The sequence below is a fragment of the Chloroflexota bacterium genome (assembly GCA_016219275.1).
Classification (GTDB): Bacteria; Chloroflexota; Anaerolineae; order UBA4142; family UBA4142; genus JACRBM01.
Map to the genome: position 1 here is coordinate 24,039 of JACRBM010000080.1, position 15,824 is coordinate 39,862.

Annotated in this window: 13 protein-coding genes; 7 read left to right on the plus strand and 6 right to left on the minus strand. The window is 54.3% G+C overall.

All coding sequences use genetic code 11. The features are described 5' to 3' along the window. The first annotated feature begins 32 nt into the window (after positions 1-32). From HY868_22085 to HY868_22100, 4 genes are all read left to right on the plus strand, one after another. Complete coding sequence (locus tag HY868_22085; protein MBI5304841.1) at positions 33-1,355, plus strand: acetyl ornithine aminotransferase family protein; 1,323 nt, start codon at positions 33-35, stop codon at positions 1,353-1,355. A gap of 63 nt (positions 1,356-1,418) precedes the next feature. Continuing rightward, positions 1,419-1,694, plus strand: a complete 276-nt coding sequence (locus tag HY868_22090; protein MBI5304842.1) for a type II toxin-antitoxin system prevent-host-death family antitoxin — start codon at positions 1,419-1,421, stop codon at positions 1,692-1,694. Positions 1,695-1,707: 13 nt separating this feature from the next. Further along, positions 1,708-2,181, plus strand: a complete 474-nt coding sequence (locus HY868_22095) for a type II toxin-antitoxin system VapC family toxin (protein MBI5304843.1) — start codon at positions 1,708-1,710, stop codon at positions 2,179-2,181. Positions 2,182-2,244: 63 nt separating this feature from the next. After that, positions 2,245-2,997 carry a WecB/TagA/CpsF family glycosyltransferase gene (locus HY868_22100; protein MBI5304844.1) on the plus strand — a complete coding sequence of 251 codons (753 nt, stop codon included), beginning with the start codon at positions 2,245-2,247 and terminating at the stop codon, positions 2,995-2,997. 54 nt (positions 2,998-3,051) lie between these two features. Here HY868_22100 and HY868_22105 read toward each other — a convergent pair whose 3' ends face one another. Then, positions 3,052-3,705 carry a response regulator transcription factor gene (locus HY868_22105; protein MBI5304845.1) on the minus strand — a complete coding sequence of 218 codons (654 nt, stop codon included), beginning with the start codon at positions 3,703-3,705 and terminating at the stop codon, positions 3,052-3,054. Between the two features lie 216 nt (positions 3,706-3,921). On the opposite strand from HY868_22105, the gene HY868_22110 reads away from it, so the two are divergent. The 3 genes from HY868_22110 (at position 3,922) to HY868_22120 (ending at position 9,785) form a co-directional block, all read left to right on the plus strand. Then, on the plus strand, positions 3,922-4,683 hold the full coding sequence (locus tag HY868_22110) for a polyprenol monophosphomannose synthase (GenBank protein ID MBI5304846.1): 762 nt from the start codon (positions 3,922-3,924) through the stop codon (positions 4,681-4,683). Then, positions 4,670-8,629 carry an oligosaccharide flippase family protein gene (locus tag HY868_22115; protein MBI5304847.1) on the plus strand — a complete coding sequence of 1,320 codons (3,960 nt, stop codon included), beginning with the start codon at positions 4,670-4,672 and terminating at the stop codon, positions 8,627-8,629. Before HY868_22110 ends, HY868_22115 begins: the two co-directional genes overlap by 14 nt. 91 nt (positions 8,630-8,720) lie before the next feature. Then, positions 8,721-9,785 (plus strand): hypothetical protein, encoded by a 1,065-nt coding sequence (locus HY868_22120; GenBank protein MBI5304848.1) that lies wholly within the window; start codon positions 8,721-8,723, stop codon positions 9,783-9,785. Between the two features lie 49 nt (positions 9,786-9,834). Here HY868_22120 and HY868_22125 read toward each other — a convergent pair whose 3' ends face one another. From HY868_22125 to HY868_22145, 5 genes are all read right to left on the minus strand, one after another. Beyond that, the gene (locus tag HY868_22125) at positions 9,835-10,341 is read right to left on the minus strand and encodes a DUF1992 domain-containing protein (GenBank protein ID MBI5304849.1); all 507 of its coding nucleotides are present in this window, start codon (positions 10,339-10,341) and stop codon (positions 9,835-9,837) included. 71 nt (positions 10,342-10,412) lie between these two features. Further along, on the minus strand, positions 10,413-10,616 hold the full coding sequence (gene rpsU, locus HY868_22130) for a 30S ribosomal protein S21 (protein ID MBI5304850.1): 204 nt from the start codon (positions 10,614-10,616) through the stop codon (positions 10,413-10,415). 68 nt (positions 10,617-10,684) lie between these two features. After that, entirely contained in the window at positions 10,685-12,325 is a 1,641-nt protein-coding gene (locus HY868_22135) for a right-handed parallel beta-helix repeat-containing protein (GenBank protein ID MBI5304851.1), read from the minus strand. A gap of 72 nt (positions 12,326-12,397) precedes the next feature. Continuing rightward, positions 12,398-13,963 (minus strand): hypothetical protein, encoded by a 1,566-nt coding sequence (locus HY868_22140; protein MBI5304852.1) that lies wholly within the window; start codon positions 13,961-13,963, stop codon positions 12,398-12,400. Positions 13,964-14,013: 50 nt separating this feature from the next. After that, positions 14,014-15,591: a hypothetical protein gene (locus HY868_22145; GenBank protein MBI5304853.1), complete on the minus strand. Its 1,578-nt coding sequence runs from the start codon at positions 15,589-15,591 to the stop codon at positions 14,014-14,016. Positions 15,592-15,824 lie beyond the last annotated feature (233 nt).

The window sequence follows — 15,824 nt, forward strand, 5'->3', positions numbered from 1 at the left end:
GAAGCGTACTATTCAACACCAAGGAGGTTTCAATGTCGAACCGAATCCTGGTTACTCCTCCCGGACCTCAAGCCCAAGCCATTCTCGAACGCGACGCGCGTGTATTGTCACCCTCGTACGCGCGCGATTACGGATTCGTGATGGAACGCGGACTCGGCGCGGAGGTCTGGGATGTAGACGGCAATCGCTACATTGATTTCTGCGCGGGCATCGCGGTCAATTCGACCGGGCATTGTCATCCGGAAATCGTGAAAGCGATTCAGGCGCAAGCCGAAAAATTCATCCACATCTCGTCCGACTTTTATCACGATGTGATGGTACGCGTCGCCGAGCGCATTGACGAGATCGCGCCGATGAAAGAAGCTGTGACTGTCTTCCTCGCCAATTCCGGCACCGAATCGGTTGAAGCCGCGTTGAAACTCGCGCGCTATGCGACGGGACGCCGCCAGTTCATCGGATTCCTGGGGGCGTTCCACGGACGCTCGATGGGTTCGCTCTCGTTCACCGCGAGCAAAGCGCGCCAGCAAGAACGCTTTTTCCCGACGATGCCCGGCGTGTGGCACGTGCCCTTCCCCGACCCGTATCGTCCCGTGTTTCCGATTCCGCCCGGCGGCGACATTGGCGATGCCGTGGTGGATTACATCGAGAACGTCCTATTCCCCGAAGCATTGCCACCCGACGAAGTCGCAGCGGTACTCGTCGAACCGATCCAGGGCGAAGGCGGATACATTGTGCCACCGCCGAATTTCTTTCCGCGTCTGCGCGCGTTGTGCGACAAGCACGGCATCTTGTTGATCGTAGACGAAGTTCAAGCCGGCGTCGGTCGCACCGGCAAGTGGTGGGCGATTCAACATTGGAATGTCGAGCCGGATATTGTGTGCATCGCGAAAGGCATCGCGAGCGGCGTGCCGATGGGTGCGATGGCGGCGCGTAAATCGGTCGGCGCGAAATGGAAACCCGGCGCGCACGGCAACACGTACGGCGGCAATCCGATCGCGTGCGTCGCCGCGCTTAAAACGCTCGAACTCGTCGAACGCGAGTACATGCAAAACGCAACGACGATGGGTGCGTACATGTTCGACGCGTTGTGCGAAATGCAGGCGCGGCACCCCAGCGTTGGTCAGGTACGCGGCAAGGGACTGATGATCGGCGTCGAACTCGTCAAGGACCGCGCGACGAAAGAACCGGCGCGCGCGATGCGAACGCAGTTGGTACACCGTTGTTTCGAGCGCGGCTTGCTCACACTGGGTTGCGGGCAAAGCACAATGCGCTTTATGCCCGCGTTGATGATCGGCAAGGATTTGGTGGAAGAAGGACTCGGAATTTTCGAGAAGGCATTGACGGAAGTGGAGTAGAAGGGGTGCTTGCTCAATGTGCCCTCTTTAGGTATAATGTGGACACATTGGACGGGAGGGAAAATGGCGCAAACAACCGTCGGTATTCGCGAACTGAAAGAACAACTCGCCAGATACATCCGCCAAGTTAAAGCCGGCAACACACTCGTCATCACCGAACGTGGCAAACCAGTCGGGCGCATCGTGCCGGTCAAATCGTCCACCGAGGAGCGGATGCAGGAATTGATCAAAGCCGGTGTGATCGAGTGGAGCGGGCGAAATCTGAAACCGGCAAAACCGAGCGCGCGCCTGCGCGGTACAAAAACACTATCCGATCTCGTGCTAGAAAATCGCGATTGAACAGAGCCATCAGATGTTTCTTTACCTTGATACTAGCGCATTAGTCAAACGGTACGTGATTGAAGCAGGAACAGCTGAGGTAAACCAAGCCACCGCACGCGCCGAGACCAATGGTACGGTTACAATAACCCGAGTTGAAGTAGTAGCGGCGCTTGCCAAAGCCGTCCGAATCGGCGCGTTAGAACAAACGGTGGCGCTTTCAAATCTTCAAAAATTTAGAAACGAATGGAGCGATTTGACGCGTATCCATGTCACAGATCATCTTGTGATGCGCGCCGACACACTGGCGTGGGAACACCACTTGCGCGGCTATGACGCTGTTCACCTCGCCGCGGCGCTCGTGTGGCAGGAGGGCTTGGGCGCGACGGTAACCATAGCAACTTTCGACCAATCACTCTGGCTCGCCGCACAAAAAGAAGGACTGGCTCCTTTCCCGGCTGATCTCCCGCTTGACACCAAGACAACAAAACGCAAAATAAAAAAATAAATCCGTAAGGGAGACAAGGGGCGAACGAGACACCTGCTTGTCTCCTTTTTATTTTTCACCGAGATGGCTAACTCAATCACTCTCCTCAACATCCGCATTGACAACGTAACGTACGCCGAGGCGATGGCGCGCGTCGAACTATTTTTGCGCGAACCTGGGTTACACCATATCGCGACTGTGAATCCGGAATTCGTCGTAATGGCACAGACCGACGCGGAATTCGCGCGCGTGTTGAACGCGACGGCGCTCAACACGCCGGATGGCGTTGGCTTGCTTTGGGCAGCGCGGCGAATGGGTGCGCCATTTCGTGAACGCGTCGCCGGTCAAGACTTGATGGATCGAATCTGCGCGCTCGCAGCGGAACGTGGCGAGCGTGTGTTTCTGCTCGGCGCGCGCGCGGGAATCGCGGAGCGCGCCGCGCAAGCCCTCGCCGCGAAACATCCGCGTTTGCAAATTGCGGGATGCTACGCGGGTTCGCCCGCGCCTGCCGAGGACGAAGCAATCACGCGACGCATCAATGAATCGCGTGCGCGAATCCTGTTCGTGGCGTACGGTCCACCGAAGCAAGAGTTGTGGATCGCGCGCAACGCCTCGCTCCTGCCCGGCGTTGCGCTTGCGATGGGTGTCGGCGGGACATTCGATACGCTCGCCGGCATCGTGCCGCGCGCGCCGCGCTGGATGCGCGAAGCAGGATTCGAGTGGACGTATCGTTTGGTGCGGGAACCGCGGCGCATCAAACGACAACTTGCGATTCCGTACTTTATGTGGCTCATTGTCACTCACAAGTCGCGCAACAAAATAACCCGAGTCGCGTAATAAAAAATCGCGTGGCGGACTATGCTCCAACCACGCGACCAACTGACCACACGACTAACTCGCCACAAACTTGTACCCCTGCCCGCGCACCGTCAACAAACGTTGCGGCTTGCTAGCATTGTCTTCGATCTTTTCGCGCAGCCAACGAATATGCACGTCGAGTGTCCGCGTGTCGCCCAGATAATCCGTTTCCCAGACTTCGCGCATCAACATTTTACGCGTGACGATTTGTCCCGCTTTAGCGATAAACAGTTTGATCAAAATAAATTCTTTCGGCGTCAACGAAAAACGTTTATTGCCGCGCGTCAGTTTGTGCTTTTCCACATCAATCGTGAGTCCGGCCGCCTTGAGCAAACGCGGCGGCTTGTTCTCCAACACCGTTTTGACGCGCGCGAGCAACTTTTTCCCAGATACGGGTTTTTGTACGACCGCAATCGGCGTCAAGGCAGAATCTATTTTGGCGCTCGCCGCGGCAATCGCGATGAGCGGCGCAGAGGACTCGCTCTTGACCTTGCGGCACACGGCTTTGCAATTGATGCGCGAGGCGACATCCACGACCAGAATATCGAGCCGATGCGCTTTGGCTTGCGCCACCGCTTGTCGTCCGCTCGTCGCAGTATATACCGTGAATTCTTTTTTGTTGAACAGATTCGCGTATGATACGACCGCGGTTTTATCGCTAGCCACGATCAAGATAGATGAAGGCATCTCACTTTCTCCGGAGCGCACACGAACTCACCGGTATTATACTCAAGTTTCTTAAGATTGGCAATCGCGTATAGAATTTTTGATTTTGATTTTCGATTTTGGATTTTGGATTGGACCTATAACGCCACATCCGCAAATCCAAAATCGGAAATCGGAAATCGGAAATCAGAAATTTCAAATTGACCTTTCATCTTGACGATGCTATAATCCGCGCGCATGAATACATACATCATCCTACCCACCTACAACGAAGCGCAGAATCTTGAGCCGATGATTCGCGCGCTCCTGGCTTTGCCTCTCGATCCATTGCATATCCTTGTAGTGGACGACCATTCACAAGATGGCACTGGTCAAATCGCCGAACGCTTGAGCGAACAGCACCGCGACCAGGTCTCCGTCATGCACCGTCCGGGAAAACTGGGGCTGGGCACTGCGTACGTCACGGGTTTCAAATGGGCGCTCGCGCACAATGCGGATTGCATTATTCAAATGGACACGGACTTTTCGCATTCGCCGGATTATTTACCGCGATTCGTCGGCAGGATGGACGCGCACGACGTCGTGGTCGGTTCGCGTTACGCGCCGGGCGGCAAGCTCGATCCGCGTTGGAGCGGCTGGCGGTACTTGCTCAGTTGGTGGGCGAACAGCGTGTGGGTGCGCGCGATCCTGGGTCTGCAAGTGCGCGATGCGACTGCCGGGTTCAAGTGCTGGAGCCGCCGCGCGCTCGAACACATTCAACTCGACAATGTGATCTCGAACGGGTACGTCTTTCAAGTGGAGATGGCGTACCTGTCCGAAAAAAGCGGGTTGAAGATTCTCGAATGGCCCATCTATTTTGAAGATCGTCGCATCGGCAAATCGAAAATGTCGGTGCCGATCAAACTCGAAGCGGCTTGGCGCGTGATCGAAATCCGTCTACAGCACGGTCCTCTCAAAAAGAAAATCGCCCGCGTAGAGTTTCAGCGTGAATCGGCGTGACCTCCTCGTCGTCTTGCTGTTCGTCGCGCTCGGTGCGTTGTTCTTTGCGCCGGTGCTCGTCGGCGGCAGGACGCTGATTCCCTTCGACAACCTCTTCCGCTTTCCGCCGTGGAATTCCTTCGCGACCCAGGTCGGTGTCGCGCAACCGTACAACGAACTCGCCAGCGATCTCGTCCTCGAAAATTACGCGTGGAAAAAGCTGCTCGTCGAGTCGCTCCGGGCGAAAGAAATTCCGCTGTGGAATCCGTACCTCTTTGGCGGTGTTCCGTTTCTGGCGGCAGGACAACAATCCGCGCTCTATCCGTTCAGCATTCTGTTTTACTTTCTCCCGCTCGACCGCGCGTTCGGCATTTTCGTCGCGCTCCAACTCGCCATCGCCGCGATCGCGATGTTCGTATTCGCGCGCGTGCTTGGCTTGAGTCGCGTCGCCGCGATCATCAGCGCGCTCGCGTTCGCGTTCAGCGGGATGATGACGGTGAGCATCACCTTTCCAATGGTCATCAGCGCGGCGGCATGGCTCCCCGCGATTCTCGCGTGCGTCGAGTTGATCGTCACCGCGCGCAATTCGGCGCGCCAGATTTTGTTCGCGCTCATCGGCGCGCTGTTGATCGGCATTCAATTCCTCGCCGGTCACATCGAGATTTCGATGTACGTTTTGATCGTGACCGCATTCTACACGGTGTGGCGCGCCTTCTCCCTGCCCGGTTGGCGAGGAAGGGTCGGGATAGGGGTTATCATCGCCGCGATGACGTTCATCGGCATCGCGCTTGCCGCGATTCAAATCGTGCCGCTGTACGAATTAGTGCAGAATAATTTTCGCAGTGGCTCGGTCACGTACCAAGACGTGGTAGGTTGGGCGTACCCGATTCGCCAGATCATCACATTCTTCATTCCCGATTTTTTTGGCAACCCCACGCATCACACGTACCTCGACGTGTTCGATTTCACCACGCGTCCCGCGCCGGGTGGGACGATTTTTTGGGGCATCAAGAATTACGTCGAAGCCGGTTCGTACGTCGGCATCCTCCCGCTCGTCCTCGCACTCATCGCGATGATCTCACGCGTCACGTCTCACGTCTCACGTCTCACATCTCACATTTCGCTTTTCACCGTCCTCGCCATCATTTCGTTGCTGTTCACCTTTGGCACACCGTTGTACGCAATTCTCTTTTTCGGCGTGCCTGGTTTCAATCAACTGCACTCGCCGTTTCGCTGGGTGTTTCCGTACACTCTGAGCGTTGCGGCGCTGGCGGGAATCAGCGCGGAAATAATTCAAAATTCAAAATTCAAAATTCAAAATTCGCCCCGTCAATTTCGAATTTCGGATTTCGAATTCATGCCGATCATCATCGGAATTGGGATTCTCTTCGTTCTCGCCGCGTCCTGGTTCTGGCGCGATCAATCCATCGCGTTCGCGGATCGCATCGTGCATTCGTCTGACCTTGCCAGCCAAGTGTTCGACAACGGGCGAATGTTTTTCTCGTACGAGTTTCGCAACGTCGCACTGTTCGCGATTTTTGTCATTGGCGCGGGCGTTGCGATACGCGCCTTGCAATCCGCGCGTTGGCGATGGGTCTCGGTCGCAATTCTCGCGGCGGATTTGTTCATCATCGGAATGCAATTCTATCCGCGCGCGGACGCGCGCCTCGCCGAGTTCACGCCGCCCGCCGTCCAGTTTTTACAAGAGGATCCGTCGCTCTATCGCATCACGAGTTACGATAATCCAGACGAAAAAATGTTCAACGCGAACGCGGGCATGTTTTTCGGCATTAGCGATATTCGCGGGTACGATTCGATCATCCCGAAACAGTACGCCGAATTGATGGGCGTGCTCGCGCCGCAAGATGAATTGCTCTACAATCGCATCGCGGCGTTCTACAAGCCCGACCCGTTCGATTCGCCGCTGTTGAATTTACTCAACGTCAAATACGTTTTGACGACGCGTCCATTGCCCAATGCCGGCTACACGCTCGTTTACGACAAAGAGATTCAGATTTATCGCAACGACCGGGTGTTGCCGCGCGCGTTCATGGTCCCGCGCGCGCGCGTCATCACCGATCGTGCGGCACTGCTCAACACGATGAAGCAACTCGATCCAACGCGCGGGGTCTTGATCGAGCAACAACCCGAATCGAATATTGACGCGACGTGCGCGCTCAAACCGGTGAGCATTGAAAAGTACGCGCTGACCGAAGTCATCGTCAAAAGCGAACAGGATTGCGCGGGCTGGCTCGTGCTGAGCGATTCGTACTTTCCGGGTTGGATCGCACAGATAGATGGACAAGACGCATCGCTTTATCGCGCCGATTACAACTTTCGCGCGGTCATCGTCCCCGCCGGCGCGCACACGATTCGTTTTCGTTATAGTCCGGTCTCGTTCCGCGTCGGCGGCATCGCCTCGTTCGTCGGCGCGATGATGGTGTTGCTGGGATTCGCCTATCTCGCGTGGCGACGTTTTTATCGCGAAGAAACAACATCGCAGATTCAGGTCGTCGCGAAAAATTCACTCCTGCCGATGGCAACATCGCTGCTCATGAAACTGATTGATCTCGCGTTTGCGTTCTTGTCATTCCGCGTCCTGGGTCCGACCGGCACGGGACGGTACGGCTGGGCGATCCTAATTTGGTCTCTTACCGACACGATCACCGATTTTGGATTGGGGCTTTTGCTCACGCGCGAAATGTCGCGTGACCGAACCCGCGCCAATCGCTATTTGACGAACGGAACGATTTTGCGCGTTCTGCTCTGGCTTGCCTCGATTCTGCCGGTCGCACTCGTCACGTACGTCTATCTTCAATTCTTCAATCTCAGCACCGACTCGGCATTCGCGATCGGTTTGTTGATGATCAGCATGTTACCCGGCACGCTTGCCGCATCGCTGGCATCCCTGTTCTATGCGTACGAACGATTTGAGTATCGCATCGCGGTAGACATGACGACGCGCTTGCTTTCGGTCACGCTCGGCGTGATTGCGCTTGTGCTCGGCTACGGCATTATCGGACTCGCGACTGTTTCAATCATTACGAATATTTTTCAGCTGACGGTGTTTTATTGGCTTGTCCGTACCACGCTTTTTGCGCCGCGCCTTGAACTTGATCGCCCCATGATTCGCTGGATGTTTTTTGAATCGTATCCGTTGATGTTGAACAACCTGTTCGCCAAAGTGTTTTTCCGGATTGATGGGTTGATCCTGCAAGCGATTCGCGGCGATACCGAATTGGGTTATTATCAGACCGCGTACAAATTTATTGACGCGCTCAATATCATTCCATCAAATTTCACAATTGCGATTTTCCCGGCGCTTTCGCGGCTTGCTTCGTCGGCGAAGGACGCGATGCTGCGCGCGTATGTCCTATCGTTGAAGATTTTGCTCTGGATTGCCCTGCCGATCACGGTTGGCACAATTTTCATTTCGCACGAACTGATTGGGTTTATCGGCGGCGACGCGTACTTGCCACATTCCGCCATTGCGCTTCAAGTGCTGATTTGGTTTTTGCCGTTCAGTTTCATGAACAGTGTGACGCACTATGTTTTAATCGCGCTGGGGCAACAACGTTTTCTCACCAAAGCATTCATCATTGGCGTCGTGTTCAACCTCGCGGCGAATGTGGTCGCCATTCCCGCGCTCGGTTATGTCGGCGCGGCTCTGACGACGATTCTCTCTGAGATGGTTCTGCTCGCGCCGTTCTACTACAGCGTCCGCAAAAATCTCGCGACGATACCCTTCCTTTCGCTCGCGTGGCGACCTGCGCTTGCGTCCGGCGTGATGGGCGTCGCGCTCTGGGCGATGATTCCGCTCGTGGGCGTCGTCCTCGCAATTCCAGTTGCCGGCATTGTGTACGGCATTGTTTTGATCGCGCTAGGCGCGCTGGGCGAGGATGAAAAATTTTTATTGCGAAAATTGATTCCGGAAAAATTCCATCGGCTTGCGCGTATCGCGCAATAACTATCAGCTCCCCAAACTCAAGGAACTAGAGAGGATAAAAAAATTCCCTAGAACGTTCAGGGACCAGCGCCAAGAACGAAGAGGAGTTTCGATGAACCGCACTGAGTGGACGATTCTTGGAGTACTGAGCGTTTGCATTGTCGTTGTGTTCTGCCTTCTTGGAGTGTTCATCCTGAACACTTTGCCGGGAACTACCGGTGAGCGCGAATCGGCAATGATCGTTCCATCCGCGACACCGGACCGCGCGACCCCCACACCACGCTCGACGTGGACTCCAACCTCAACCCGCACGCCCGCCCCCACCGCGACCTGGGTAATACAGCGTCCTGCCACGGCTCCGCCGCCGACCGCGGTTTATCGGTTGCCCACGCGCAAACCCACCGTTCGCGTTCCAACTCGAACGCGCGTGCCGGGTCCCATCCAGGATGGTTGGGACAAAACGGCGAAGGCGCAAGCGCTCCGTTTCGACATGAACATGACGCTCGCCGGGGACATCTGGAATCTCCCTGGCGCATCCGGGCACAAGGTCGAATTTTCTTATCTAAGTTTCAGCGGCGAATCCCAGGGCAAGGACAATCATTTCGTAATGAAGGGGTACCTCATTGATTTGTTGATCCCCAGTCCAAAAGGATTGGAGATGATTACGGTGGGCAACCAAGTCTATTTGCGCGGACCCGTTCCGATGTTAGGCGCGTCGGAAGCAAAATGGTATGTGGATACCGCGACCAACCTGTACACTGCAAGTTCTTTGCGCCGACCGGAAGATTGGATCGGGTATGGGTACGGCAACCCCGATTGGTCCAGCTTTAAGAAAGCTGCGACCGAATCGCTCGACAACAAACGTTGCGATGTCTATCGCGCCGACAAGACTGCGACTCAAGCGTGGTTACGATCAGTCAACCCGGAGGACATTCTGAATCCAGACACATCCGACAATATGGATGATGCGGAAATCAAAGTCTGGCTCTGCGACGACGGATTCGCCCATCAGTTTCGGATGATCCTGGCAACCCACTCCAAGTACGATCCGCAACAAAAGGGCAAAGTGCAAATGCAGATGCACTTTTACGACTTGAACGGGAATGTCAAGATTAGCGCGCCGGCAAATGCGACGCCGCTTAACCTTCCCAAAGCGCCGACGGATAAAACGCTCTGAACAGATTCCATTCGCCTAAAATCCGTAGGGGCGACCCTGGTGGTCGCCCCTACGGATTTGTACTAGCATCGAGATATTTTTCAATCTCTTCATCAATGCGGATGCGCGTGAAATGTGGAATGCCCGGCGGCGCTTTGAGGTTGAACACATCAATCAACTTGTTCAACTCGGTCGCGCGCGCGCGATACATCGCGCTGACTTCGCCGCGCACACATTGCAAGTGATCGCGCGCTTTGATCATTCGATCAATCGGTAACGCGTTCGCTTGCGCGGCGCGCGCGCGTTGCCACCGCGCTTGCTCGTCCACCCACTTGCTCAACGCGTCGAGCGCCGCGCGAATTTCCTTACCCTGCTCCACCCAGTCCGGCGCGACGCCGGCATCGCGCATGATTTTGTACGCGAGCTGCCAATCTTCCGGCGTATGCGGATTGACGCTGAGATCGAGCGGCTTGCCTTTGCCAGGCAGGTTATCGAACTCGCCGCGTTCCATCGCCTCGCGAATCGTTTTCTCCACGCCGGCTTCCCAATCTTGCGGTGTTATCTTCGAACCGTCCATCCGCGTTTCCTCACTAGCAAGAAACCCGTCTCAATTCTGCAGACGGGTTTCTAACTTACTTGGTACACGGGCTAACCTTCATCCGAATCCTGGCGCAAGCGCATCATGCGCGCGCGTCGGCGACCTTTGCGTTCGTCCATCCGGCGTTGTTCGCCTTTGGGCACGAACCAACGACGACGGCGCAGGTCTTTCATCACGCCGCCTTCCATTACTTCTTTGTTAAAGCGGCGCAACAAACTGTCGAAAGACTCACCGTCTCGCAACTTGACCGTCACAGTATCCTCACCCCTTTATTGTAGAATATCCCTTGCTATAATTTTGGAGCGACGGCGATATTACCATTTCAGCGCGGAATTGTCAAATAGCGCGCCAACTGCCAAAGCGGTGCGAACCCTTGCAGATTGTTGCCTTCGCTATTGCCTTGAATGAGGAACGTCCGACCATTGCTCGCATACGTGTTGCTCGTCACTTGATTGTGCGTCGAGTTGAGCAAATGCACGGCGACGTTGTTGCTCTGCAACGTATTGCCGCATAGACAATTGCCGTGCGAGCGATAATCGCCCGGCGGCAGAAACGAAAATGCGCCCTTGTCGTATTCCTCCGAGTAAAAATACAACGCCGTGTTGCTGTTGACGATTTGATTGCCCGAGATCATGTTGTTGTGGCTGTTCAACGAAATGACGCCATGATTGCTCATGTTCGAAATCGAGTTTCCTTTGATCTCGGTGTTCTGTGCGAATCCAAGCCAGACGCCGTCGAGTCCATCGCGCATTTGATTGTCATTGACTTTGTTGCCCGTACAAAAACTCAGTTCGACGCCGTTGTAGAGTACGCCTGTAATCGTGTTGCCGATGATCGAATTGTTGTTGCCGCACGGCAGCGCGTGCGCTTTGATAAATACGCCATTGCCATTCCGCCCGACGACCGCGTTGTTGGCAATCACATTACCGTTCGAACCATCTTGCACGACGATGCCGCCCGCATCGCATCCGAAACCGACCGTGCCCGCACCCCAGGTACATTTTCGCACATTATCCGCGGTCGTGTTGCCGGACACTTCGCTGCTGTTCGTCCGCAACAAGTTGATGCCCCACGCTGAATTGTCTGACGAAGTGTTGCTCCGCACCGAGATGCCCGACGAGTACCGCACGTCAATCCCAATCGCTTGATGCAAAGTGGTGTTGCTGAGAACCTGGGAATCGGTCGTGTTGTTGAGACGGATCCCGCCACCCTCCGTCATGCCAAGAAACTTGCCAAAGCGCGACCCAGGGTCCACATCGTCATAGTTGTTCGAACTGTCGTTGTTACGAATCACGAGCTTGGTACCGGCTTCGACGTAAATCCCGTATAGAAAATTCGACACGCGGCAGCCGCGCACCTCGACGTACTGCGGCGTCTGCGAACCGAGCAGACCGTACTTGCGAATCGCGACGCCATAGCCAGTAAAGTTAGCGCCGCGAATCGCGTGATTGTTGCAATCGAGCACAACGTAACTCGAACGAATCTTGATGCACTCGCCATTGGCATTCAGGTCCGTGCTCAAACGATATGTGCCCGGTGAGTCAATCGAGGCGCACGAGTTGATCGCCGTGATGGGCGGTGAAGTCGGCGTCACCGTTGGGCGCGGCGTGGGCGGCAGCGTGGGTGTGGGCGGGATCGTCGGTGTGGGCGACAAGGTTGGCGTCGGCGAGAGTGTCGGTGTGGGGGTTTTCGTCGGCGTGGGCGTGCGGGAAGGCGTGGACGTGCGCGATGGAGTGACCGTGTTCGTCGGCGTGTGCGTGGGTGGCGTGGACGTCAGCATCGCGACGTACACATTCGTTGCCACCGCGACGGATGTGCGTTGCGCGAGCGTACTCTGCGCGCGTTCGTACTGATCCATCAACACGCCGAATACGCCCATCGCGACCAGTCCGATGACGGCTGTTTCGATCACGATCAAAACGGAAATCTCTTTGCGATTTGTGCGCGCGGCTTTTTGCGACATCGGCGCAAATTCTAGCACAGGGTACGCGCGGTGTCAATTCGTCTTATGCAACTCGCCAGACACGCTTTCGCGTCAGTCTCCAGCACTACGCCGCCGCGCGCGTACACTGCCGGCGATCACCACTCCACCGATAACGATAATTCCCAGCAGAAACAAACGGGGCAACCCAGTGTGATCGTTGTACGCCGCGAACGAATTTACAGCCACCGCCGTTGGCAAACCATACTCATACGCGCCGATATCACAAGTCCCAACGCGCGATTGCCCGCGCTGATCGGTTGAGGGGCATCCATTGTTGTCGCCTGCGTTGATCGCCGGGCTACCGGATAAAAGCGCGTGTGTTTGCGTCGCGCCGCCGTTGTTCGCGAGCGAACCAAGGAGCGGATTAGTCGTTGGCTTGTCGCCGGTCGCGCTGAGATTGCAGGAGCTATCCGTACTGATGTTGTGTCCCAGCGAAATGATTCCCAAGCCCATATCGCTCAGGCAATTCGGTGTTGCGCCGTTCGATGCGATAATCGTGTTTTTGAGTCGCACGACACTATCCACGGTGTAACTGTTGTAAATACCTGCCGCAATACCATTCAGGTTCGTCGCTTGATTGCCATTTATCGTTACATTCGTCAGAGTCATACTTCCAACATTGTGAATCCCCGCGACTTCTTGCGCGGTATTACCGCTGATCGTTACATTCGTGATTGTCATTAAACCACCAGAAGTAATTCCCCCACCACGTTGGTTCGCCTGGTTATTTGCAATTAGGGCATTTGTAAGTGTCACGAAACCTGTACTGAATAAACCACCCGCCGCGTCTGCGGTATTGGTTAGTATATTGCTGTTTAGGATGGTTAAATTAGCACTATTACCAACACCACCACCGACCGATGCCACATTCTCGCTAATCGTGCTGTTCTCCAAAACCAACGTTCCTTGGTTGTCAAAGCCACCTCCAACATATCCGTTATTGGAAACGATGTGTACATTTTCCAGGTAAGCAAAGCCGGAATTATTCAAGCCCGCTCCTTCACTCCCCGAAGTGTTGTTGTTCAGATTCACATTCGACATGTACAGAGTACCATAATTGCGGATACCACCTCCACGATTAATCACCGTGTTGCTGGTAACCGTTGAATTAGTGATCGTTAGAACCCCCGCATTGTTAATCCCTCCGCCTTCTCCCGCTTGATAAGGAGAACCGTTGCGAATGGTCACATTCGAGATGGTGACACGGGCAGGTGCCCAAATTTCAAAGACGCGATCAAGCATGTTCCCATCAATAATTGTGTTGCTCGCTCCAGCGCCATTGAGGGTCATATCAGAAGTAATATCAAAATCTCCAAAAGTTGGAAAATTCCCTCCGCCACTTTCGGCACGTGTCAGGAGATACACTCCAGCCGGTAGATTAATCGAGTTCGCTCCTCCCAACGCGTTCGCTTGCATCAACGCCGCGCGCAACGCGCAGGTGTTTGTTGTTGTGTGGCATACACCGTCCGTCAAATTGTCGTCAATCAAATCAGTCGTGTCGTTGACCGTGAATGTGACCGCCATCGGTTTGGCATGTACGGGTACGCCGAGCGCAAAGAGCAAGACAGCATTAACCAATAATGTTGTCAGAACAAAATACCTAGTCCCACTTTTCATGATTTATCTCCTGATGGACAAAGTTTTCGGCATCCAGATTATGCAACCACTCAGTTCCTCACGTCACGCCGCCGCGCGCGTACGCTACCGGCGATCACCACTCCACCGATAACGATAATTCCCAGCAGAAACAAACGGGGCAACCCAGTGTGGTCGTTGTACGCCGCGAACGAATTTACAGCCACCGCCGTTGGCAAACCATACTCATACGCGCCGATATCACAAGTCCCAACTCGCGATTGCCCGCGCTGATCGGTTGAGGGGCATCCATTGTTGTCACCCGTGTTGATCGCCGGGCTACCGGATAAAAGCGCGTGTGTTTGCGTCGCGCCGCCGTTGTTCGCGAGCGAACCAAGAAGTGGATTAGTCGTTGGCTTGTCGCCCGTCGCATTGAGATTGCAGGAGCTATCCGTACTGATGTTGTGTCCCAGCGAAATGATTCCCAAGCCCATATCGCTCAGGCAATTTGGGGTTGTGCCGTTCGATGCGATAATCGTGTTTTTGAGTCGCACGACACTGTCCACGTTGTAACTATTGTAGACGCCTACGGCAATCCCATTTGGGTTTGTCGCTTGATTGCCGTTGATCGTTACGTTCGTAAGTGTGATATTTCCAGCATTTTCAATTCCCGCGCCTGCTTGCGCGGTGTTACCGCTGATCGTTACATTCGTCAGTGAAGCGTTTCCGGAAATTGAAATCAGACCAAAACCTGTGGTATTGCTACTAACGGTACTGGCGGTCAATGTCAATGTGCTACCTCGACTACTAAAAATGGCGGCAGAATAATTCAAAGAACTGTTACCAACGATAGAACTGTTGGTCACCGTTAGAATCCCTCCATTGGCAATTCCGCCACTATGGAATGGGGCAGAGTTACTACTGACCGTAACATTAGTCAGCTCTGCTTGCCCAGAGATTGCCAAGCCACCACCCAAGCCAGTCGTGGTATCTGTCACCACGTTTTGTTTGATGAGAGTATTCGTTAGACTCAGACTACCGTTACTCATAATCCCGCCACCCATCGTCCAACTTGTATTGTTGATAATTTGGCTATCTGACACGACAAGTTCGCCTTCACTCCAGATACCACCACCGGCATCTGCAGAATTGTTATCAAGGTTAACATTCGAAAGGATCACACTACCCGAATTGTAAACACCACCACCGTACGCTGAGAAATCGTATTTCTTTCCATTTCGAATCGTTAAACCACTGATAGCCACTCGGTAGTTAGAAGAAATACGGAAAACCCGATTAGTTTGATTTCCATCTATCACGGTATTCACTACACCAGAACCCATGATGGTTAGATTGCTACTAATGTCGAGATCGCCTACATTGTCGAGTCCATTCCCGGCAATCGTGAGCACAAACATACCCGCCGGCAAATTGATCGTGTTCGTCCCGCCCAACGCGTTCGCTTGCATCACCGCCGCGCGCAGCGTACACGTGTTTGTCGTCGTGTGGCATACACCGTCCGTCAAATTGTCGTCAATCAAATCAGTCGTGTCGTTGACCGTGAATGTGACCACCATCGGTTTGGCATGTACGGGTACGCCGAGCGCAAAGAGCAGGACAGCATTAACCAATAATGTTGTCAGAACAAAATACCTAGTCTCACTTTTCATGGTTGATCTCCTCACAGACCTGGTTTTCAACATCCGAATTATAACGCCTCTAACCTGGGTATGCAAGAGTTTTGAGGTTAAATTTTGTTAACCGTCATTTCACATAACCGATATGAGTAATTTTCACATAACCTCTGTTAGAATGAGTGTACCATTTCAATTCAGGAGGTTCACTCATGACGCGCACTTTAACTGTTCGCAAACCAACTCGGCGTGAAGTCCACGAACTCGAA

Coding starts and splice junctions, on each gene's coding strand:
- HY868_22085 (MBI5304841.1), top strand. CDS start 33: ATGTCGAACCGAATCCTGGTTACTCCTCCCGGACCTCAAGCCCAAGCC.
- HY868_22090 (MBI5304842.1), top strand. CDS start 1,419: ATGGCGCAAACAACCGTCGGTATTCGCGAACTGAAAGAACAACTCGCC.
- HY868_22095 (MBI5304843.1), top strand. CDS start 1,708: ATGTTTCTTTACCTTGATACTAGCGCATTAGTCAAACGGTACGTGATT.
- HY868_22100 (MBI5304844.1), top strand. CDS start 2,245: ATGGCTAACTCAATCACTCTCCTCAACATCCGCATTGACAACGTAACG.
- HY868_22105 (MBI5304845.1), bottom strand. CDS start 3,705: ATGCCTTCATCTATCTTGATCGTGGCTAGCGATAAAACCGCGGTCGTA.
- HY868_22110 (MBI5304846.1), top strand. CDS start 3,922: ATGAATACATACATCATCCTACCCACCTACAACGAAGCGCAGAATCTT.
- HY868_22120 (MBI5304848.1), top strand. CDS start 8,721: ATGAACCGCACTGAGTGGACGATTCTTGGAGTACTGAGCGTTTGCATT.
- HY868_22125 (MBI5304849.1), bottom strand. CDS start 10,341: ATGGACGGTTCGAAGATAACACCGCAAGATTGGGAAGCCGGCGTGGAG.
- HY868_22135 (MBI5304851.1), bottom strand. CDS start 12,325: ATGTCGCAAAAAGCCGCGCGCACAAATCGCAAAGAGATTTCCGTTTTG.
- HY868_22140 (MBI5304852.1), bottom strand. CDS start 13,963: ATGAAAAGTGGGACTAGGTATTTTGTTCTGACAACATTATTGGTTAAT.
- HY868_22145 (MBI5304853.1), bottom strand. CDS start 15,591: ATGAAAAGTGAGACTAGGTATTTTGTTCTGACAACATTATTGGTTAAT.